This is a genomic window from Paenibacillus sp. GCM10027630 (genome assembly GCF_042676305.1).
In the GTDB taxonomy this organism is placed as follows: domain Bacteria; phylum Bacillota; class Bacilli; order Paenibacillales; family NBRC-103111; genus Paenibacillus_S.
This window is the reverse complement of the sequence record NZ_JBHTGY010000060.1, coordinates 110,308-131,158: the sequence shown is the minus strand read 5'-3', so window position 1 is coordinate 131,158 and position 20,851 is coordinate 110,308. Positions and strand designations below refer to the sequence as shown.

Below are 20,851 nucleotides of genomic sequence, written 5' to 3'. Positions count from 1 at the left end.
CCGAAACGCGGTGGCCTTGACGTCGCCAGCCGATTATCCGCTGTTTCCGCCTTCTGCTTTCGCCGCCCTGCGAAATTGCCCAGGCGTAACACCTACCAACTGCTTGAACACTTTGTTGAAAAAACTTAGGTCGTCGAAGCCGACCTGCCCGGCGATCTGTAAAGTACCGGCGTCTGAGGAGAGCAGCAGCTTTTTCGCCATGGCGATGCGCGCTTCGTTGCGGTATTCGATGAACGTTTTGCCGATATGCTGCTTGAATTTGGCAGTGAACGACGACTGGCTCATGCTGCACAATCTGCTGACCTGATCGAGCGATAGCGGGCGGGCATGATGCGTTTCGATGAATTCGGCCATCCGTTTCATCACTTCTCGCTCGGGAGCGAGCACCGTCATCGGACGATGCAGCGACCGGTCGTAGCAGCGGCTTAGGAACACGAACAACTCGATCAACCGCGTTTTGACGAGAAGGCGGTAGCCCGGCTTTTTTTCTTTGTACTCGGAAAGAATTCGATCCAGCAAATGCTTCATTTCCAGCTGATCATGCGGCTCCACATTCAGGTGAGACTGAAATTGGACCGACTGCCGCAGAAACGGCTCCACATAAAAGAAGTCGACGAACGAATCCACTGTTGATAACATCTGCAGCTCATTCGATAAAATCGACGGCGCGAACAGCACGTTGTATACTGTCAGGTTCGGATCCTTCCCGCCTTTATAGGAATGCTCGGCGTCCGGCTCGATGACGAAAACGTCGCCTTCGTAGATCCTATACGTGTCGCCGCGGTAATCATGCCGGCCCGACCCTTCCGCTACATAGACGAGCTCGATGAATTCATGGGAGTGCGGCTCCACCATCTCCTCTGCTCGGAACGGATACAGAGCGATATGGAACGGAAAGTCGGCGCTTTCGAAATACCGGGAATTGCTGATCCTTGTCAACGTGGTGCCCCCCCAATACCTTATTTCATCGATAATGATCCGATGGTTGCTGAGAACGGAATCATGCATACTCGTATGATAGAACATTTCTCTTTTTCGGGGAAGTGGGAGCGATACGTGAAAAAAAGCAGCCTATGTCCGGTAAACTGTGATTCGGATCAAGGCTGCTTCGTTTATTTCGTGGTTAGCGCGATCGGAAAGAGGTCCGAACAGTAGAAAGCCTAGAGCGTAGGCAAAAGAGAGCTCCGTCCATGCCACTTCGGCCGGCGATGCATGAAATGCATCCGCCAGTACAGAGCCCATCGGTAAAGTAACTTATATACCAGACACGACAACAAGAGAACACCAGACTAAGATGGCCGTTATTAAATAATAGCGTGTCTTCGGTGAATTGCTCAATGTCCGAACATGTTCTGTCACGGTGATCACCCGTTCCAATATTATTCCGTTCAGCTGATCAGCCCGAATTATCAGGTTGTGAAATACTGCTCCCGATCAAGGTCAGGAATGAGCGTTGGTTGCACAGGCTGCCACCCGAATCGTTCACGAGTCAGAGCGCTTGATGCCGGGAGGTCCACCGAAACAAAGTGCGTCAACCAACCGAAGTGGTTGGCTGCTTCCTCGGATGACTTGCTTTTCACCGGAACACCCAGGCGGCGGCCGATTACGTCAGCGATATCACGGATCGGCACTCCCTCTTCACCAATCGCGTGCAGCTTGGCACCCGCAGGTGCCGACTCAAGCGCCAGCCGGTAAAGACGTGCAGCATCGAGACGGTGCACGGCAGGCCAGCGGTTAGCGCCATCGCCCACATAGGCCGAGACACCCGTGCGGCGAGCGACATTGATCAAGGCGGGAACGAAGCCATAGTCTCCATCGCCATGTACCGAGTGCGGAAGCCGCACCACCGACACTCGCACGCCATGCAGCGCCATCGAAAGCGCTGTCGCTTCCGAATCGGCGCGGTGCCTCACTGCGGAGTTAGGATCGGGAGCATCTTCTTCGGTCCCAAGGCGGCCTGGTGTTAGATGCCCGATCACGGAGGTGAAGACTAAGGGGCGGCCAGATTCCGTGAGCGCGGTGCCGAGCGCCTCGATAGCGAGCCTGTCTGTCACACCGGAGGCCGTAAGGTTCGAGAAATCGTGAACAAAGGCGGTGTGGATGACACCATCCGAGGCAGCGGCTCCGCGCCTCAGGCTATCGAGATCATCAAGCGAGCCTTGGTGCACTGCGGCTCCGGCCGCGGCGAGCATTGCTGCGGCCTCATCCGAGCGAGCGAGGCCAAGTACCTCATGCCCTGCTCCTATTAGTTCGCGCACGATGGCGGAGCCGACGAATCCAGTCCCTCCTGTGACAAAAACACGCATAATGAAGTCCTCCTTAAGCTGTTAATATAGTAGAGCTACTTGAATACTAACGGTGCGAATCAACGATTAGCACCGCCGGCCCCAAGGCTAAATTCATTATATATTGCGTTTCACCCGGATGTTTGCCTGTTCCGCGTCGCTTCTTGCCTAATTCACCGGAACGTTCCCGACCTCTGACTGCGTATGAAAGAATATGAAGGTAACTGACGTCCGATATTCCGCGGGTAAAACAAGAAAACCCGCCAAGCCTAATGGCCGCGGGGTACGAGGGTATAATCGGGGGCGTATGCATCTCGGTCCGTATAGTCCGATACAGGGAAGATGACAGCTGTTGTGTCATCCCATACGGTTTGATCAATCCAGCACTTGTATTTATCGACGTAATTTAGCGATGTCTCTCCTTGGAGGGCTCCCGAAAAAGCGGCTGTAGTCTCGGTTAAATTGAGAGGTGCTCACATACCCCACTAGCAGGCATGCAGAGGTCGCATCCATTGAACTGGAGACCATCAGACGTCTCGCTTCATGAAGGCGCAGCGCTTTTTGGTATTGTAGCGGGCTCATCGAAGTGACGGACTTAAAATGCTCGCGAAACGAGGACTCGCTCATGTGTACCAGCTCGGCCAAGTCTGCAACCTTCATCTGCTGGGAGAAGTTGTCGCGGAGCCAAGCAATCGCCTTCGCAACTCGCTGCACGCTGGAATCCGCAAAACCCATTTCAGCAACGTGAACGCCGATGGGGCTGCGCAGGACTCGTATCAAAATCTCATCCATCACGAGTGGGGCAAGCAATTCAGCATCGCCGGGGCTCAGCAAACAATCCATCAGCCTCTTCACCGCGCCCATAATGCCCAAATCGGCGCTCGTGACGTAACTCGCGCTCCGTTGACGAGCTGGAGGCAAGCCCTGGGGATACACTTTCAGGACCAGCTCAGCAATCTTTTGCGGGTCGAGGTCCAGCCTAACGCCTAGGAATGGTTCGGAATAGCTGGCATGTGTGGCATTCATAGCGATCGCTAAGGCAACGGGGAACATGAGCATTTGCGAACTGCCGAACTGATAGATCTCCTGCCCCACCGTGACGACCTTTGCCCCCTGTGCAACGATTAATAAAGAGGGCAAGTAGAAGGTTTTCACGTAGTCCATATTTATTTGCGAAAAGCGACTGATGTTCAAACCGGGGATGCGCTGGCTAAAGACACCATCATGTGGAGTATTCGTGTAGATCAAGCGTGCCAGCCGGGCTGTTTCTGCTTCAAGCGATCCCTCTAGATTCCCGAACGCCGGTGAAACCGCATGTTCATCTAGCATCCTCATCTTTTCGAAGACAACTCCTGTGTATTCAGACATCTTGACAATCGATACCATGCGGTTCGTTTATGATCCATTCTCATGATATCATGTGAAGCTCAACCAATCTAGAATTTCCCTTGAACTCTTCTGACTGACTAATTTAATTCACCAAGCTATCTCCTTCATCAAGTCCTAGCATAAGATTCATATTTTGTACCGCGGCACCTGAGGCACCTTTACCTAAATTATCGTACCTTGAAATGACATTAATTTTATCGTTATGACCAAAAACAAAGATCTCTAGACGGTTCGTGTTATTACATTCAGAAATCATGAAATGCCCTTCATCAAGGTAAACTTCTGAATCGAACGGCATCACATGTTTTGAATTGCCATCCATCCTTATTTGCAATTACATAATAAAGATGTTTTCGTGAAGAAAAACGGAGCATCCTTGTATTGAGGATTTGACAACATTTTAGGGAGAACGAATCCTTTGGAAAATTATACAAAAATGGACGTATTAAGGAAGCAGTGTCTTCCTTAATACGTCCATTTGAACTAACGTTCTCCGTCTAGCTTAGCAATTGGGTTGAACTTAACAAAACCCGCCAATGGAACGTACTCGTCATCATACATTACCAAAGAAAGCTGACTGGAGGCGTACTCTTGTTTGTTTTATAATTACCACAATTTGGTCGAACCTATTACGGACACAAACCGCCATAACATCACGAAAAATATACAATTAATAATAGTAGACAAACATATAAGGGGTCACGTCGTGAAAGAGAAAAAGCCACTCATTTTCTGGTTTATTCCGCTATTGATTTTAGGATTGGGAGCGCTTCCAAGCGTTAGAGAAAGCTTTTGGTGGGAAGCGCTTGGGGCACTCCTATTTGTGATTTTCATCGTTATTTACGGTTGGTCTTGGCTTGATGCGGTTCAGGAACAACGTAAATTATTTAAAGAAGCTGAGCAGGCAACGATTCAAGAAAACAGCACAAATACTGGGCCTTACCGTAAGTCATCTTAGATGGCTATGGAATAACTCCTTATTCTCATTCTACAGAAAACAGACCAAACTTACACCTATTTACACGCTAAAAAAAGCCGTGTGCTGCCCTTCCAAAAGGGCTCTGTCGCCGCCAAACACGAAATTGCCAACTACTTCACCGAGCTTGCGCAGCGTAATGCTTCCAGTCTTTTTGCTCGCTCAAACGCTTTATGTAAAAACTCTTTAGCCGTTAAATCCTCATAATCCCAATTCATGGGCTCTATTGCAGTTGCACCTGAATAATCCGTTTGCGCAATTTTTTTCATGGTTGTAGACCAATCAATCGTGCCGTCAAAGGGTAACCCGTGTTGGGCACGACTTCCGTTATTATCATGTAAATGGAGTGCCATCACCCGGGAACCGTACATAGATAATAAATCAACGCCTGGATAGTAGCGGTAGTGATGTCCGCAGTCATAACAGAATCCGATACGTAGGGAATCCACTTGCTCCAGCACATAGGCCAAATTGGTAAGATTCCGTAAATTCTCCAGTGCAACATTGACACCAAGCTGTTCAGCTTTTTCAGTGATTCTCTTGATTCTATCCAGTCCCAATGCATTATATGGATTATCTTCTTTGGGCAGGTGCACCACCATTGTTGGAATCTCAAATTCGGCGCAATCTGCAACACATTGCAAATAACAATCGGTTAAGGCTTCACCGTCCAGATTGTCAAACCAGAGGCTGTGTTGGTTTTTGACAGGCGCGTGGATATTTTCTATAAAAAGACTCGCTTCTCGCGCAATTTGTGGCCCATTGCGGTAATCGTTCCGATTAAAGTCTTCACTCCACCATAATAAAACGCCATCAAATCCGGCCTCTTTTATTAACTGATAGCGATCCTTAATCGGCAATTCATAGCCAAACCAATCATAAATGGTAATCATAAGCCGCTTCCTTTCTTGTTTTTTTCCATCATTGCGCGCTCAAATTGCTTGCTGATTATTTATTACTGGTAAATTCATAATAAATAATCCTCCTCGGTTCCCAATAATTGGTCCTTGTGAAGCTATGTTATTATACTATTTATTAATTGGCAAACCTTAAAAACACACGTTAGCTTTCTGGATAGAAACATACATTCGCCCTACGATGCCTGATTATGGAGTTTTCAGAAAATGAGATCTTCGTTTATCTTTATATATCTCATTTTTTTGAAATGAGAAGATTCCTCCATTTGCGCAACCATTGTCGCCTTCGTTGCGTCCATTAACTTAGAATGATTAATGCTGAGTGATGGAGTGTGTGCTGCCTTGAAAAAAGTGCCTTTAACGCTTGCTCTAAGTGCCGGACTGTTAGTGACCGGTATGACGACTGTTTTTGCGGCCGAAGCCGTGAAAGCAGTACTGTTTCCCATTCAAGTAGTAATTAATCAAAAAGCTCAGGCACTTCCTACGGAAAGCCCGATACTGAACTACAACAATCAAACGTATGTCCCCCTCCGTTTTTTCTCTGAACAGCTTGGCCACCAGGTCGATTACAAGCAAGGCCCTACAAACGAGCAAAGCAGTGTTTCGCTAAGTTCTCCCTACAGCGGTTCAACAGAACAAGGATGGCACTTGACCTTCTTGATGCAACCTGGCAATCATAGAGACGCCCCGCTTTCCCTAATGCTGAACATGGCAGAAGTAAATCCAGAGGAAAATAAACCTTTGGAGGACCGCACATATCAATTTCAAGCTTCGATTTATAACGTTAGTAAACAGGATATTGTGCTGATGAACGGGTTCAAGATCGGTTTGGAAATCGTAAGAGCAGACGAGGACGGAATCAGCAAGATCGTATGGGAAGGATCTATCGAACATACTCCTTTGAAGGATGGCCCGGTACATATCAAAGGGCTACCGATTCCAGCAGCGAATAACGACATGTTTTGGGGCGTTCAGTCGCCGGCCTGGAACTGGGATGGTAAGGATCTTAACGGTGTTTCGCTGAAACCGGGATTTTATTATTTAAGACAAAAGGAAGGCGCTCATCTACAATATGGGATCATTAACGGATCATCCGAGATCCTCACGCATAACTTCAATCGCAGCATGGCTAATGGATTGGTTGGTTTTAGCATTCGTAATCTTCCTTAAACGCAGATAGGCTGCAGAGCAATGGATGACCGGCAGCCTTATATCCTTCCTGGGGGTTTCGGACATACATGATTGCGTCCCCACTAGGAATGGATACTCGACCAGTATTGGGAACGTCTCTTTCGCTGCTTTCATCGCTTTTGACTAACAGACCACTAGAAAGAGCCTCCCTAGTCTCGGGAGGCTCTTAAAATATTTAAGTCATTTGTGATAAGGTTCATCAATAAAGAAATCACCAAGCATCTATAAATTAATGAAAAAAGCTGTATGTGCAAAGTCTGGAATCAACAGCCTGACGCAGCTCCTGCATAAGCTGCTGAGCAGAGATTAACGCGTGACGTTCAACGTATCAATAACCGCCGTCCAGTGTTCGGGCTCCCACTGCACCTGCGCCCCCAGCGTTTCGCTGACGAGTCGAAGCGGAACGTAGGTGGACCCATCCTCTGAGATGAATGGAGCATCCGCCAGCATTGCTAATTCCCCATTGATAACCGCTCGCGCCGTTCCTATGTAGAGCTCAATCGTGGTCGACCCAAGGACAATCTTCACCGTACCGAGATAATCCGGCTTCGAGCTTTCTCCCTTCCAATTCATTACGCCGCTTGGCGGAGGTGACCATTTCACGGTAGCCCCCATGGCTTCTAACACACCCCGTAGGGGTATGAACGTCGATCCGTCCACCAGCTTTGCCTTCGGATTTACATCCACGTATTTCCCGTTCAAGCGAATGCCAATGTCGTTCTCATCGAACGCTTTGGGAGGTGCATCGTTTACGACTTTCACCACAATTTGGCGCTCCGTAGGAGGGGTTCCCGTCGTATAAACCAACGGCTTTAGTTCATAGACTTTCACCGCACGATCGTCGCTTAGCACCCATTGGACGGATTGCCTCACCGGGTTGTAATGAATCTCTACGCCGATGCCCAACCGAATCCCCGACATCTCTTCCGTCCTAAGGACCTTGCCTTGGCCGTTGACGAGGGCCATGTAGGTCGTGATGTAGCTGCTATTGCTACCGAATCCTGTATCCTTCTGTTTCTCCCAGAGCACCAGGTACTTGTCACCACCAAGGCTCAGCAGCTTCGAGTGTGCGGCATTCTCCTCTTTCATATCGGTATAATCTGTAATCCAGATCGGTTCGTTATGCTGATCCAGCGACCGGCTGACTGTCTGCAGATAAATATTCCTCGATTCATTCTGGCGCTCCGATGCAGGGTCGATCCTATCCGTCATCTCCGATACTCCTGCGAACAAGTACTGCTCACCTGTCGAGACCACGCCCCCCAATTGGGCGTACGTGTATTGATAGACCTTCCCCTGCTTGAACTTGAACGGAATGTACCAGTTCTGTAGTCGCTGCCCCTTCAACGACCGCTTCGAATACGTGAACCCTCTTGGTGAAGCATCGGCTTGATCAACAAAAAGCAGATCCTGACCGTCATAAAGCACCGCCTGGTCAAAGGAATGTCCGGCCGATGCTGAGAATCTTCCATTGGCATCAAAGACTCTCTTCAAGGTATCGGTCGAAGCTGCAAACCCAAAAGACGCCTGATGATTTAATCCATCCACGGATGATTTAAACATCAGCCTGCCGAAATACGCGGTTATCGTTTGGTCACTGATGACCAGCTTGCAATTTCCATTCGCAAAGGGCGTTTTTACCCCCCAATATTTATCGCTCCAGAATGTATCCGGATCGTCACCGGATATGCGTAACTCGCTGACCTTCTCGCCCGTTGAACGATACTTAGCGAGGAGAATGGCAGTCTCTTTCTCTTGATTTTCTTCGAGCTCTTGTCCAAACAGAATGTAATAATTGCCTTCCCTATCCTTCGCATAGCTGCCGAAGAGCGGGAGCTCCCGGCGGATGGTCAAATGCTTGCTGACGCCATAATCCGCATCTAATTCATAAATATGGATTGGCCCTTTCTCTTCGGCGACCCCCACGCTAGTCGTACCATCTGCGTTCACCTGCATCACCAAGGGTGACATCACACTATTCCATCCGTTCAGATAAGCGGCGGTATTATCGATGACGTTCTTCACCGGATGCTCCACGGGAATTCGCTGAATACTTAAAGGGGGGGCAGACTCCCCGCTGGCTGCTGCGGCTGCCGTACTCATCAGAGAAGACAGTAGGATGACTATGATGATTGATAATTTAAGCTTCATACTTTCTCCTCTTCCATAATCCTCTATTATTAGGGGTATTTTTTATCTTTCTATATTATACCATTCACTATTAAAATTGAAGCGGTACTTACTAGTCTTTTTGAGCCTTGATTCACTTTGACCCCTTGGCTTTTCGCTTTACTTGGCGCACCCTGTTGACCCTTGGATAAACTGCGACACACCTTTGCAAACATCTATGAAAGCAATCTCTATACCGGGCAAGCTGATAAGTAAGAATGACAAAAATAGGTATACTTTAAATACATCCCTTTTTTTATTATTGGTTTTTTCAAAATATAGTTCTTCTTTACAGGCTCAACCCCAAAATCAGCACTTGACCCTCTCCCCGACCATTAGCCCTCGCAAAATCCTGCAAAACTGCAGTTATTTTCCTACCGGAATTGCTGTAGAGAGAACAAACCTGCAAAAGTACATCCATTTTCATGGATAACGCTCCGCTTCAGCTAAGAATGAAAAAATAAATGCACATTTGCAGGAATTCAATAAGACTTCGGATATACATCGGCCAATGGCTGTATGAATGCAGGTTTTTGGGAGAAGACCATGGCTTCAAGTCGAATAAATTCGAATAAAGTCGTGTGTGCTGTCATTACCGTTCTTTAGCTTTTGTCCAGGGCTAGGCTGGACAAAGAAACGAAATCGAATGACTTCTTCAAGCGCTGATTTCGGTATTAAGCCTCTTTGCATAGTCTATTTCATACTGGATAAAAACGCCATACTCTCGTCAACCGACCTGTTAATATAATCAATGATTTCACAGTTATTGTCGTTAAACAGTTCCAGCGTTTCATTCATGAGGACTTCATCAATTGAAAAGTCCTTTCGCATCCAATCAAGTAAGGCAGGTAAGTAGTCGCTGTTAAATCCGTCAATGTTCACGGTAGGCAGCATATGCTGATGAAGTTTCAGAGAATATTGTTTAATAATTCGTCCATTTAATCTTGCGAAGTCACGATATGCAACTTGCGCTTTCTCCTTCAATTGCTCAGGAGTTGCGAATTCCACGATTCTCAAATATAACTCCAACCAAACGACATCCGAAATTAAGTGACATAAATAGCCGAGATAAAAGGGTTTATTCATAACATCCTTGTAAGTAGCATAAAACCGCAAGTAGTTTATTCGACTTTTTCCACATGCGTCTATATCCTTAAAATGTGTTACTCCTTTTGCAACTCCCATGAATCCATGTATATCAGGTGCAATCCCCCCGAGCATAAACTCATTCCGGTTATCAATACCTAACTTGTCACTTAATAGAGATGAAATACAATAGTGCATAATTCTTGAACCCATCTGCATGCCCCCTTATTAGCGATAGATAGCAATATTCACATGCCACTTATATTCGGATAAACTTGGATATAATTCAATAATCGTCAACTAACATGCCAATGACAAAAGGATAACAAATATACTGCAGTATCCTGCTCCATAATCAGGAGTCACATTAATTCGTTCCATTAAACTGCCGTTAGGTGAACAAAGACTGCCATTCGTGCCGGCAGTCTGCGTGATCTTGATGTTTATTGAGCTAAAGTGTCATTCGCCTGTCCAATACTTCCGTACAATATGTTTTTACTATTATTTTGATCGAATGGTATAAGCAACACCGCTGAACTAACGTGACCATGGATCGCACCGGCTTTGCAGATCGGTAAGAAAAATCGCAAAAACACAAAAAAGCCCGCTATTTGCACGGACTTAATTCGGATTATGTTCTTGTCTTCGACATGATTTTAGCATCCTTATTCCATAATATTTGGCATGGCCCAGTCACTTCCACATGCGCCCAGCGACGAAATATGCTTTAATAGATAAAAGGAGTGTGATTCAATGGACATCAAATCGTTTCTATATCCCAAGAACGAGGTCTCTTACCTCATGACATCCTCTAATATGAAAGAAGCCATGAATAAATTGGAGGCAAGCCACTATACGGCCATTCCGATCTTGGACGAAAATGGCTTATATTTTGGAACGCTATCCGAGGGAGATTTGTTATGGAAGCTGAAAGCCACACCCGGACTCAGCTTTGATACGATGCACGAAATTCCTGTCGTCTCCATCAAAAAACGGATGAAAGTCGAATGCGTCGAGATCAACGCCGATTTGGACGATATGCTGGCGCTGGCGGCTGATCAGAACTTCGTTCCTGTCGTAGACGCTGATCGCGTCTTCCTAGGCATTATTCGCCGCAAAGATATAATCGAATACTATACCCGTAATATTTCTGATTAGTTGGAATGACCTGATCTTGCGGATGATGAAGGCTGCTGCTCGTCGGCAGCCTTATCTCTGTTCTTATAATCTCCTTTACTAATCATTTAATCCCTTTCCATTGAGAATTTGCTGCATATATTTTTCAACCCTTGACTCTCGAGTTTTGGATTGTTTGGGTTCAGAAAAATAAAGAAGGTATGCTCTTTGCCGTCCCGGCGTCAAAGCTTCAAAAGCAGTTTTCAAAGCAGGGATTTCATCTAATTTAGTTTGAAATTCTTCAGGAATTATGTATTCTGTATTCTTTTTAAAATTCACTTCCAAACCGGATTTTTCAACCTCAATAGCCTCATAAATATAGGCTTTCAAGATGGTTTCCATCTCAACTATTTCTCGAACATTGGTGAACCGAATCTGGCGTGCCGCCTGTACATTCTCCGTTTGTTGGATTAGGATACCATGGGCATCTTTTAACAAGGCACCTTTGTGAAACAGAAGTGCACAGTAATCTTTAAATCCATGTATTAAAACTATGTTTTTATTCTGAAAAGTGTAACAAGGATGCATCCATTTAAATTCTTCGGTCAGCCCACAGTCAAGAACGATACTTCTCAACTTCTCATATTCTTCCTTCCACTTTTTAGCCTTACTTAAAAATCCATCAACCTTAGGATTCATACTGCTATTTGTCATCAAAGAGCACCTCTCTTCATCATAATATAGTGTTTTCAAAATAACAGTTCGTTTTCAAAATCTACTTATTTTTTAGTTAGCTTGCCCCCACTTGCGCCCAATCCATGCTGGCAGACACGGGCTATGATCGTGATCTGGATACATAATAGGAATACATTCTCGCCTCTGCGACTCATAGATTCAATTGTACGGCTTTTTTATGGATTGTACAGTTTGCGTACAGATTCTAGTCGATTCATTTTTTTCCTTCAACAGATTAAAATAATTTTTTGTTGACTTAAACCATGGTTTAAGATGTATCCTATTCCTGTCGACAATGAAAGATAAAAATTTGGAGGCCTCCAGATGAAGTATTGTTCAATTAGCGAAGTTTCAGCCAAATTCAATATTCCAGAATCAACATTACGTTATTATGAAAAAAAAGGACTACTACCACTAATTGAGCGTGATGAAACGGGTAGACGGTTATTTTCAGAAGATCAAATTGCACTCCTTGAAACGGTTATTTGTTTAAAAAATACTCATATTCCAATAAATGGTATTAATAAATATATGGATTGGATAGTAGAAGGAGATAACACCATTGAACTCCGACTTGAATTGATGAAGAAGCACAAGCAAGCTGTGCAAGCTGAAATTTCGTTGATGACAGAATCCTTAAAAGGAATAGACGTAAAAATTACACGTTATACAAAGCGCACTCAGGAAAGAAAAGAAAAATGAGAAGAGGAACTATAATGAAACTTTCAGGAAATACAATACTTATTACAGGCGGAAGTTCAGGAATAGGATTAGCTTTTGCAGAGCGCTTTATAAAATCTGGAAATAAAGTCATTATTTGTGGAAGACGTGAAGATGTACTTCAAAATGCGAAAGAAAAATCTCCTGGCCTTATTACTCGTGTAAGTAATTTGGATATTGAATCCGAGCGTGTAGCATTGTTTGATTGGGTAACAGCGAACTATCCAGAAGTGAATGTGTTAGTTAACAATGCAGGAATCCAACAACGCTTTAATGTGTTAAAAGCAGAAGCGAAGAACAATTGGAGTTATTTCAGTAAAGAAATCACAACCAACATTGAAGCACCTTTTCATCTCTCTATGCTGTTCGCTCCATTTTTTGCAACAAAAGAAGAGGCGACTATCATTAACGTGACATCTGGGCTAGCTTTTACACCGTTTGCGATTGCTCCAATTTATTCAGCAACAAAAGCGGCGCTTCATTCATTTACAATGAGTCTGAGACATCAACTTTCTGATACGTCTGTAGAAGTAATTGAGGTTGCTCCTCCGGCAGTGAATACAGATTTAGGCGGAGCGGGGCTGCATACGCATGGAGAACCGTTAGATGCCTTCGCAGATGGAATTTTCAAAGGATTAGCAGAGGGTAAAAAGGAAATTGGATACGGTACTTCTGTGAATCGCTTACGCATGTCACGAGATGAAGTCGACGAATACGTAGAAAATATGTATAAGGCAACGAAAAACACCATTGAATAACTAATGCACCGTCAGTCTAATACTTTATTTCCCCAGATTATGAAGAACTAATTCTGTTTTATCTATAGGCAGCGAACAACTAGTAAAAGCTCCTGCATCTGCAGGAGCTTTCTTATTCATTGAGCTAGCATTTGGAATGAATGCTCATAATGAATTATCAATAGCATAGCTTCGTTATTTATGATACCGTCCGGCGTGCTATCTGTAACGGCAAGTTTTCGCTTAGACCAAGCGTCCGCTCCGTTGAACTATGAATTTCGTTGATTAGCTCTGGTTTTTTCATGAGTGACACGCCATAAGAAGGAATCATTTCTTTAATTTTCGGCTCCCACGCTTTCAAATGCTGCGGGAAGCATTTTTTTATTACCTCAAGCATAACGGAAACGGCTGTAGAAGCACCCGGAGAAGCACCGAGCAAAGCAGCTATCGAGCCATCAGCGGCATTAATGACTTCCGTACCAAATTGAAGCGTTCCTTTTCCGGCAGCGGTATCTTTGATAATTTGCACACGTTGGCCTGCCACTAGTAATTCCCAATCTTCGCTTTTGGCGTCCGGGACAAATTCCCGTAGAGCATCCATGCGCTTCTCTTTTGATAACATAACTTCCTTGATCAGGTATGTTGTCAATGGAACGTTTTTTACGCCGGCCGCCATCATAGTAACAAGATTATGCGTTTTTACGGACGTTACCAAATCGAGCATGGAACCAAATTTTAAGAACTTGGGTGAGAAGCCTGCAAACGGTCCAAAGAACAACGATTCCTTTTTGTCGATAACTCTTGTGTCAAGATGCGGAACAGACATGGGAGGAGCACCCACAGAAGCTTTGCCGTACACTTTTGCATGGTGCTGCGCTACAATATCCGGTTTCTGACACACCATGAATAGTCCGCTTACCGGAAATCCTCCAATACCTTTTCCTTCAGGAATATCGGATTTTTGCAGCAAATGCAGGCTTCCTCCCCCGCCGCCGATAAAGACGAATTTTGCAGTACGTCGTTCGACGGTACCGGTATCGACATTCCGCACTTTCAACTCCCAAGAGCCGTCGCTAGTACGTTTAATATCATCAACATCATGTTTGAATTTTATATCCACATTTTTACTCTTTAAATGGGCAAACAATAGCCGCGTTAAAGCGCCAAAGTTGACATCCGTTCCAGATTCGATTCTTGTTGCCGCTATTGGTTTATTCATTTTCCGGTCTTGCATCATAAGTGGAATCCATTCCATCAGTTTTACCGGATCATCGGAAAATTCCATCCCTTGAAACAGGGGATTGTTAGACAGTGCTTCAAAACGCTTTTTTAAAAATGTTACATCTTGCTCCCCTTGTACAAAACTCATATGAGGCACTGGCATGATAAAATCCCGCGGATTACGTATCAAATTGCTGTTTATAAGATAAGACCAAAACTGCTTTGAAACCTGATACTCTTCATTAACTTTTATAGCTTTGCTAATATCTATGGATCCGTCCGGTTGTTCGACAGTGTAGTTAAGCTCGCATAGTGAAGAATGCCCCGTTCCCGCATTATTCCATTCGTTAGAACTCTCCTCTCCTGCATTTGCGCGCCTCTCAAACACTGTAATTTCCCAGTCCGGTACTAATTCTTTCAGCAGTGAACCCAAAGTAGCACTCATGATTCCGGCACCAATTAAGATAACGTCTGTTTTAGTTTGTCTGTTGCTCATTTTTACCGTCCTTATACCCTAATATTTTCAGAAAGGATGTAGGCGATCCTGTTTAGGCGCCACAGCAAGCCAAAGCGCGACCTAGTCACACATCTTTTCTGGATCAATTATAACCCTATCATAGTGTATCATTATTAATTATATATTAAAATAATTGTGCATGTCCTTGTACCTTTTTTTTTAGTTTTCACTAATCCTATTATAACCTTTATCTTGCTTCATTTGTATCATTATTGTGAAATCATAGAGCAATCCAATCCACTTGTGAAATGAATTGTGTCTGATAGCGTTTCGAGGCCGCCTAATTGTGCCGGCAGCCTCGTACTTGCTATTATTGAACTCTTGTTTCTAGAGGGAGCTTAATTACTCAGAGGCGTAAAACTTTTCTTTGTAGTACTGCCTTAGTTAGAGCTTTTGCATGCAACAGAACATCTTCAATAGAAGGTCTATATATAGTATTGCACTACCTATTTATAGTGTTACTAAAATGGCTCAAAAATGAAATCAGCGCTTGACGAAGAAGTTATTCGATTGTCTTACGTGCCGTGCCCTGTTCAACTGTAGACAAAACCTTAAGAACGACAATGGTAGCACACACGGCTTAATACGAATTATTCGATTCAAAGCCATTGCCTCTTCCTAAAAACCTGCATCTATACATCTTTTTGGCTTGATATCGGCAGTCTTTTTGAATTCATGCAAATGTGCAGTTATTTTTTCATTGTTAGCTGGACGGGAGAGTTTTCCATGAAAATTGATGTATTTTTGCAGGTATGTTGTCTAAACAGCAATTTTGTTAGAAAATAACTGCATGTTTGCAGTTTTTTTAAGGACTGATGTTCGGAAGAGGATCAAGCACTGATTTTGAGGCTGAGCCACTAAAATAATTCTTTATTATTTTGGACCCCCACCTTCCGAGTATTGCCATTCAAGCTAGCGAAAGACTGCCGCATCATGTCAGACAGCTTCGTCCTGGTAAATAATTGAGTGTCCCGTTGGGGCCAATGCCACCATCCATTCTACAATGAAAACAGGGCATTTGGATGTAAATGTTTTGTCAGATTATCTAATTCCGGGGAGGCGAACCAGTCATTGTCTAGAGCTTGACCATATTTTATAGTGTGTATGACTGAGTTTGAAGACAAATAAATGTTATGATGAACTAATGGTTCGAATGAGACATTCTCCCCTTCCCGCAATAACCGAAACTTTAATTCACCTTCTCTTTTTTCCGCGTACACAATCCATCCTGACTGTACAATATAAAACTCTGATACCGACTTATGGTAATGGCTATTTTGCCAAGCACCATTCTCTGAGGCTACTGTTCGACAATACGAATTTCCATCAGTTGAACAATTTAATCTGAATCTACGTTCACCATTCGGCATCAAATCATATTTAGTTTCAATACCAAAAGAACGAGCTTCTTCTATAGAGATTCCGGGCATATTAAGCCTCCTAAAATAATAGTAAGGATTTCTACCTATATTTTACAGAATCACGCTATATTTTGAGATGGTTTTTTGTAATATTGACATGGAATTAAGTTAGCACTTCGCTACATAGCTTCCTGTGGAACAATAAGGAATTACCCTGATCCCATCATGACCACGGCATGTTCGCCTTCCGCCGCGAGCTCGTCAGCCAGCTTTTTCTGGTAAACATCGCTCTATCGTTCACATACTCAAAAAAAGAAAAGCTCAAGTCGTTAATTTAGCATATACAACAAAAAACAACATCATCTCTCCAATGATCAAGTAATTGGGTACAAGGAAAAATAAATCTACTATGAAAAAAACTCCAAGTAAACCTAATAACAAAACTAAATGGAGTATCCCCAATCGTTGATGGATGTGCCTATATTTATGGAAAACCAGCGAGGTTGAGAAGAAGTAGAGCAGTACAGATCCAAAAATAAAACTTAGCATAAATGTATAATTTAATTGTTCCAGAAATAGCAATTGGATTGAAGCTGCAAGCATACACAAGGATAAATAAATGAATAAATGGCCGTAAATTATGGTCTGCCCGGCCGTCTCTATGCTCTTGTTCACTTTCTTTTCAACATTATCAAAATATTGCCACCATATAGCAATAATTAATAAAAAAGTTATTGACGCAAACAAAATAGATTGCCACGTCCAGTAGTTAGACTGCTGCAATACTGCAAGTATACTGATCACTGATTCACCAAGAAGAATGAGTGTGAACAACGAGAAGCGTTCTAATAAGTGGTGAGTATTTATAGGGCTTTTCACTAAGTATTGCCGGCCGATTAATGGGAGCAATATGTCTACAATAATTCCCGCATACAAAATTAAATAACGAATCCAAGAATCAAAGAAAATGGATAAAGATGAGATCACCAATCCGATCCAAAAACGACTCCCCAAATAACGGGCAGTGATTTTTCTATGATCTTCTTCTTTTTTATGTACCGAAAGATATTGAATGGCGGTCATAGCTCTTAACCCAATATAGCCTATTAAGAATGGAACATAGTATTGATCAAAATTAACCGACAGGCTTGCTGTCATTATTAACACAAAAAATAATTGTACAATCAGAAAAACTCGGTGTGACAGGATGTCTTGCCCAAACCGGTTTACAAAAAGAGATTGCCCAACCCACGCCCACCAAATCGGAACAAATATAAGAATGAATTTGGATAAGTATTCCATTGGAATTGAACCAGATTCGACATGCAACAAGACATGACTCGCTTTAGAAACTGCAGCTACGAACAGCAGATCATAAAATAACTCCAGCCAGGTAACTTTCTTCTCAGCAAATGAGTGTTCATTCATCGTTTTGCTCCCCAATTTAAGGTGATGTTATTCCCTAGTGCTTCAAAGATTGAACGCATGGGAACCATCACGGACCCCTGATAGTTTATAGGTGGAACTTCCAACGCCAGTTCGGTGTTGTCTACTGTGACCCTCGCTTCCTGAAAATCATCGGCCATTGCGCTGCTCTGGCTAAAGAGAACCGTCATCCCTACCATCAAGCACAGGGTACCAAACAAAATTTTTCGCTTATTCATCCTCCGGCTCTTTGTGAAAAGCATAGCAATCCTCTCATTTCTGTTAGTTTTTGACCATTCAGCCGATTCAGCTTAAGTATAATATTGCCTTTCAGTATTCTCCAAAAAAACCTATTTTCCTGCCCGTTCACCACCATGTAAGCGGAAATGGAAGCATCTTTTTTGTAGGGAAATTCCTCTCAGAGTGGGGGTTCGAAGATCCAAAAATGAGTTCGGCCGCTTTTTGGATGTTGCTTAAGTGATGGGGCGAGAAGCGATGTTCAAAGGCTGCTTTCAATCTAGAGGAGACTAGGATTTGTCGGGCGGCTGCGGAAGGAAAGAAAATAGATGGAAATTGTAACGCTAATCCAGCGTGGATATCGCCTGAAATCAATCTAACTGGAAAAACTAACTCTAATAGAGGTGAAATGGTGGATATCAGCCAAAATACGTAGAATTAGCATGAGGAATTCCAGCTATAAGACTTGGAACGCTATTTTCGGAGTAACTAACTTGACATTTTCCTGATAATTGCACGAAGTGTGCCAGACTGCCATGCAATGCCTTAACCGAACCACGAACCATGAATCACGAAACACGAACCACGAGCCATGAACCACGAACCACGAACCCGATACCTGCGATGAGTACGCGCTGGAAAGCGACCTCATCTTATTCATCACTAAGAATACACAAGAATATGCAAAAAAGCCTTCAACTATTAAAGTGGAATTGAGGGCTCTTTTGTAACCATCTATTCAGGATAAAATGGTGGAGGGGTTGTCTCAAAATGACTTTTGGGACAGCCCCTTTTCCGCGTTACCACTCTGCTTGGTCATCAAACCTATTTAGCTTAACATTTGACGAATGGCTTCGCTAAGCGGTGTAGCTGGACGGCCTAGTAATTGTTGAAGATCATTGCTCTCAACGTCTAGCCCGCCCTCCCGAATCCCGCGTTGCATAGATATAAGGAATGGAATCATCGCTTCAGGCACACCGACTTTACCCAGCATTTTGCCATAGGATTCGTCGTCTAAATGCAGAACCCTTACTTCACGGTTCATGGCTTCCTCAAAGATCGATGCAAGCTCATCTTGCGTTAACAGCTTGCCCGACAATTCGTAAATCGTGTTCTCATGTCCTTGTCCTGCAAGGACATGGGCTGCTGCCTCAGCATAGTCGCGGCGGGCTGCCCAACCTAATTTGCCCGATCCCGAGGCTACGGCCCATGGCGCTCCGTTCAGAACGGCTTGGAACGTTCCCATTTCATTTTCTAAATACCAGTTATTGCGCAAGAAGGAGTATGGAATTCCTGACTTTTTGATTGCTTCCTCCGTTTCGCGATGGTCCTTGGCAAGATCGAATTGGCTGTCTGTGGCATTTGGTGCACTTGTATACACGATGAAGCCAACATTAGCTTCTTTTGCAGCTCTTATAGCTGTCATGTGCTGTTCAATTCGATTTTGCAAATCCCCTGATGAAATTATAAGCAACCTGTCAATGCCGGCGAAAGCTGCTACCAACGATTCATATTCATTAAAGTTCCCGTACCGCACATTGACTCCCAGGTCGCTCAAGTGTTCGGCCTTCTTCGGATCACGCACGCTTACAGCGATACTTTTTGCCGGAACAGTCTTCAGTAAGGCTTCAACGACTAAAGCTCCAAGATTTCCTGTTGCTCCAGTTACCATTAATTTCATAATAAATGCCTCCGTTATGTAAACTTATTTATTTTATAGCGGCAATAGTCGTAATATCATTTTCAAAATGGCCGGAAAATATTACAATCGCCTTGGGTCGATTCCTTTGCAGAAGCGTTTCAGACATCGTGAATTCCGATTTTTCGCAGATCCATGTTGCGCTATTCATTAAGGGAATGCCCTTTTAAGCCGTTCTGGGTTTCATGAATTTTTTTTGCCCCAAAAACACAAGTAAACTCAACACCAAAAGCACCAATGGCGTGACGGCGATGCCAAAACCTTGACCAGCCTTGAGATGCGTAAATACAGCTCCTGCCATAACAATAATCAATGCACCGCTAGATACAGAAACTAGCTTATTCCTCCAAAACCCTAGTAGTAACCCCGCTGCTGAGAGAACTTCTATTCCTCCTGCCACATACATAAAACCGGAACCATACCCGTAAATCTCATTAAATGCTTCTATCTGATCTGGATTTCCGCTTAATTTCATAAAACCGGTCAATAAGAACATAACTCCAACCAAGCCCTGCAATATTCGAACTGCCCACTTCATTTTGACGCTTCCTCCTTGTATATGACTTACTTATAGAGCTATAATAATGCCAAGGATAAATTATCGGAAGTAGGCACTTAAAATAAACATAGTATACAAAATGATACCTTACATAGATATGTTATTTCTAAAGGAGAACTTCAAATGTCTGATACTTGTAGAGTCGAAACTGCATTAGAGATCCTGGTCGGTAAATGGAAGCCTGTTATTCTGTTTCATCTATTTTCGAACGGTACGATGAGATTTAGCGAGCTTCAAAAAGCAATTCCGGATATAACAAAAAAAATGCTTACAGCTCAATTAAGGGAATTAGAATATCATGATATCGTTCATAGAGAGATATATCTCCAAATCCCCCCCAAAGTTGAATATTCCATTACTGAATACGGTAAAAAAATGACCCCTCTATTACAGGCGATGAATGATTGGGGAATGGCTCATGTAGAGCATTTGAACGAGTTATATGGGAAAGATCAATCCGTGGAAGCATTCGAGGTAAATGATGAGCTTGTAGGGAAGTAAGCACCCCGGA

General features: G+C 43.8%; 21 protein-coding genes. 6 read left to right on the top strand and 15 right to left on the bottom strand.

The features are described from left to right. Nucleotides 1-33 precede the first annotated feature (33 nt). The 5 genes from ACFQ0C_RS30710 to ACFQ0C_RS30690 all read right to left on the bottom strand — a co-directional run bounded on the left by ACFQ0C_RS30710 (nucleotide 34) and on the right by ACFQ0C_RS30690 (nucleotide 3,996). On the bottom strand, nucleotides 34-939 hold the full coding sequence (locus tag ACFQ0C_RS30710; RefSeq protein ID WP_379372499.1) for a helix-turn-helix domain-containing protein: 906 nt from the start codon (nucleotides 937-939) through the stop codon (nucleotides 34-36). A gap of 132 nt (nucleotides 940-1,071) precedes the next feature. Continuing rightward, a complete protein-coding gene (locus ACFQ0C_RS30705) occupies nucleotides 1,072-1,242 on the bottom strand; it encodes a hypothetical protein (RefSeq protein ID WP_379372497.1) in 171 nt (56 codons plus the stop codon). A gap of 167 nt (nucleotides 1,243-1,409) precedes the next feature. Further along, nucleotides 1,410-2,306 (bottom strand): SDR family oxidoreductase, encoded by an 897-nt coding sequence (locus tag ACFQ0C_RS30700; RefSeq protein ID WP_379372495.1) that lies wholly within the window; start codon nucleotides 2,304-2,306, stop codon nucleotides 1,410-1,412. A 372-nt stretch (nucleotides 2,307-2,678) separates the two neighbouring features. Then, complete coding sequence (locus ACFQ0C_RS30695) at nucleotides 2,679-3,620, bottom strand: AraC family transcriptional regulator (RefSeq protein ID WP_379372493.1); 942 nt, start codon at nucleotides 3,618-3,620, stop codon at nucleotides 2,679-2,681. A gap of 136 nt (nucleotides 3,621-3,756) precedes the next feature. Beyond that, nucleotides 3,757-3,996 carry a hypothetical protein gene (locus ACFQ0C_RS30690; protein WP_379372491.1) on the bottom strand — a complete coding sequence of 80 codons (240 nt, stop codon included), beginning with the start codon at nucleotides 3,994-3,996 and terminating at the stop codon, nucleotides 3,757-3,759. 384 nt (nucleotides 3,997-4,380) lie between these two features. Here ACFQ0C_RS30690 and ACFQ0C_RS30685 point away from each other — a divergent pair, with 384 nt between their 5' ends. Beyond that, a complete protein-coding gene (locus ACFQ0C_RS30685; protein ID WP_379372489.1) occupies nucleotides 4,381-4,632 on the top strand; it encodes a hypothetical protein in 252 nt (83 codons plus the stop codon). 131 nt (nucleotides 4,633-4,763) lie between these two features. On the opposite strand, the gene ACFQ0C_RS30680 is transcribed toward ACFQ0C_RS30685, so the two are convergent. Next, nucleotides 4,764-5,543, bottom strand: a complete 780-nt coding sequence (locus tag ACFQ0C_RS30680; protein ID WP_379372487.1) for a sugar phosphate isomerase/epimerase family protein — start codon at nucleotides 5,541-5,543, stop codon at nucleotides 4,764-4,766. A gap of 375 nt (nucleotides 5,544-5,918) precedes the next feature. On the opposite strand from ACFQ0C_RS30680, the gene ACFQ0C_RS30675 reads away from it, so the two are divergent. Further along, nucleotides 5,919-6,737, top strand: a complete 819-nt coding sequence (locus ACFQ0C_RS30675) for a stalk domain-containing protein (protein WP_379372837.1) — start codon at nucleotides 5,919-5,921, stop codon at nucleotides 6,735-6,737. A 327-nt stretch (nucleotides 6,738-7,064) separates the two neighbouring features. Here the strand turns inward: ACFQ0C_RS30675 and ACFQ0C_RS30670 are convergent, their stop codons facing one another. Both ACFQ0C_RS30670 and ACFQ0C_RS30665 read right to left on the bottom strand, forming a co-directional pair. Continuing rightward, nucleotides 7,065-8,909 (bottom strand): copper amine oxidase N-terminal domain-containing protein, encoded by a 1,845-nt coding sequence (locus tag ACFQ0C_RS30670; RefSeq protein WP_379372485.1) that lies wholly within the window; start codon nucleotides 8,907-8,909, stop codon nucleotides 7,065-7,067. 711 nt (nucleotides 8,910-9,620) lie between these two features. Further along, complete coding sequence (locus tag ACFQ0C_RS30665; RefSeq protein WP_379372483.1) at nucleotides 9,621-10,226, bottom strand: zinc dependent phospholipase C family protein; 606 nt, start codon at nucleotides 10,224-10,226, stop codon at nucleotides 9,621-9,623. A gap of 540 nt (nucleotides 10,227-10,766) precedes the next feature. Between ACFQ0C_RS30665 and ACFQ0C_RS30660 the strand changes: the two genes are divergently transcribed. Continuing rightward, a complete protein-coding gene (locus ACFQ0C_RS30660) occupies nucleotides 10,767-11,171 on the top strand; it encodes a CBS domain-containing protein (RefSeq protein WP_379372481.1) in 405 nt (134 codons plus the stop codon). A gap of 78 nt (nucleotides 11,172-11,249) precedes the next feature. Here the strand turns inward: ACFQ0C_RS30660 and ACFQ0C_RS30655 are convergent, their stop codons facing one another. Then, nucleotides 11,250-11,843, bottom strand: coding sequence for a YdeI/OmpD-associated family protein (locus ACFQ0C_RS30655; protein ID WP_379372479.1), 594 nt, complete (start codon nucleotides 11,841-11,843; stop codon nucleotides 11,250-11,252). A gap of 345 nt (nucleotides 11,844-12,188) precedes the next feature. On the opposite strand from ACFQ0C_RS30655, the gene ACFQ0C_RS30650 reads away from it, so the two are divergent. Then, entirely contained in the window at nucleotides 12,189-12,566 is a 378-nt protein-coding gene (locus ACFQ0C_RS30650; protein ID WP_379372477.1) for a MerR family transcriptional regulator, read from the top strand. A 14-nt stretch (nucleotides 12,567-12,580) separates the two neighbouring features. After that, complete coding sequence (locus ACFQ0C_RS30645) at nucleotides 12,581-13,342, top strand: SDR family oxidoreductase (protein WP_379372475.1); 762 nt, start codon at nucleotides 12,581-12,583, stop codon at nucleotides 13,340-13,342. A gap of 178 nt (nucleotides 13,343-13,520) precedes the next feature. Here the strand turns inward: ACFQ0C_RS30645 and ACFQ0C_RS30640 are convergent, their stop codons facing one another. The 6 genes from ACFQ0C_RS30640 to ACFQ0C_RS30615 all read right to left on the bottom strand — a co-directional run bounded on the left by ACFQ0C_RS30640 (nucleotide 13,521) and on the right by ACFQ0C_RS30615 (nucleotide 20,319). Further along, nucleotides 13,521-15,038 (bottom strand): malate:quinone oxidoreductase, encoded by a 1,518-nt coding sequence (locus tag ACFQ0C_RS30640; RefSeq protein ID WP_379372473.1) that lies wholly within the window; start codon nucleotides 15,036-15,038, stop codon nucleotides 13,521-13,523. Nucleotides 15,039-16,057: 1,019 nt separating this feature from the next. Beyond that, complete coding sequence (locus ACFQ0C_RS30635) at nucleotides 16,058-16,489, bottom strand: hypothetical protein (protein WP_379372471.1); 432 nt, start codon at nucleotides 16,487-16,489, stop codon at nucleotides 16,058-16,060. Between the two features lie 252 nt (nucleotides 16,490-16,741). Then, nucleotides 16,742-17,848 carry a low temperature requirement protein A gene (locus tag ACFQ0C_RS30630; RefSeq protein WP_379372469.1) on the bottom strand — a complete coding sequence of 369 codons (1,107 nt, stop codon included), beginning with the start codon at nucleotides 17,846-17,848 and terminating at the stop codon, nucleotides 16,742-16,744. Next, nucleotides 17,845-18,084, bottom strand: a complete 240-nt coding sequence (locus ACFQ0C_RS30625) for a stalk domain-containing protein (RefSeq protein WP_379372466.1) — start codon at nucleotides 18,082-18,084, stop codon at nucleotides 17,845-17,847. The genes ACFQ0C_RS30630 and ACFQ0C_RS30625 overlap by 4 nt, the downstream gene beginning before the upstream one ends. An 827-nt stretch (nucleotides 18,085-18,911) precedes the next feature. Then, the gene (locus ACFQ0C_RS30620) at nucleotides 18,912-19,763 is read right to left on the bottom strand and encodes an SDR family oxidoreductase (RefSeq protein WP_379372464.1); all 852 of its coding nucleotides are present in this window, start codon (nucleotides 19,761-19,763) and stop codon (nucleotides 18,912-18,914) included. Between the two features lie 184 nt (nucleotides 19,764-19,947). Next, a complete protein-coding gene (locus tag ACFQ0C_RS30615) occupies nucleotides 19,948-20,319 on the bottom strand; it encodes a DoxX family protein (RefSeq protein WP_379372462.1) in 372 nt (123 codons plus the stop codon). Nucleotides 20,320-20,463: 144 nt separating this feature from the next. On the opposite strand from ACFQ0C_RS30615, the gene ACFQ0C_RS30610 reads away from it, so the two are divergent. Beyond that, the gene (locus ACFQ0C_RS30610; protein WP_379372460.1) at nucleotides 20,464-20,841 is read left to right on the top strand and encodes a winged helix-turn-helix transcriptional regulator; all 378 of its coding nucleotides are present in this window, start codon (nucleotides 20,464-20,466) and stop codon (nucleotides 20,839-20,841) included. Nucleotides 20,842-20,851 lie beyond the last annotated feature (10 nt).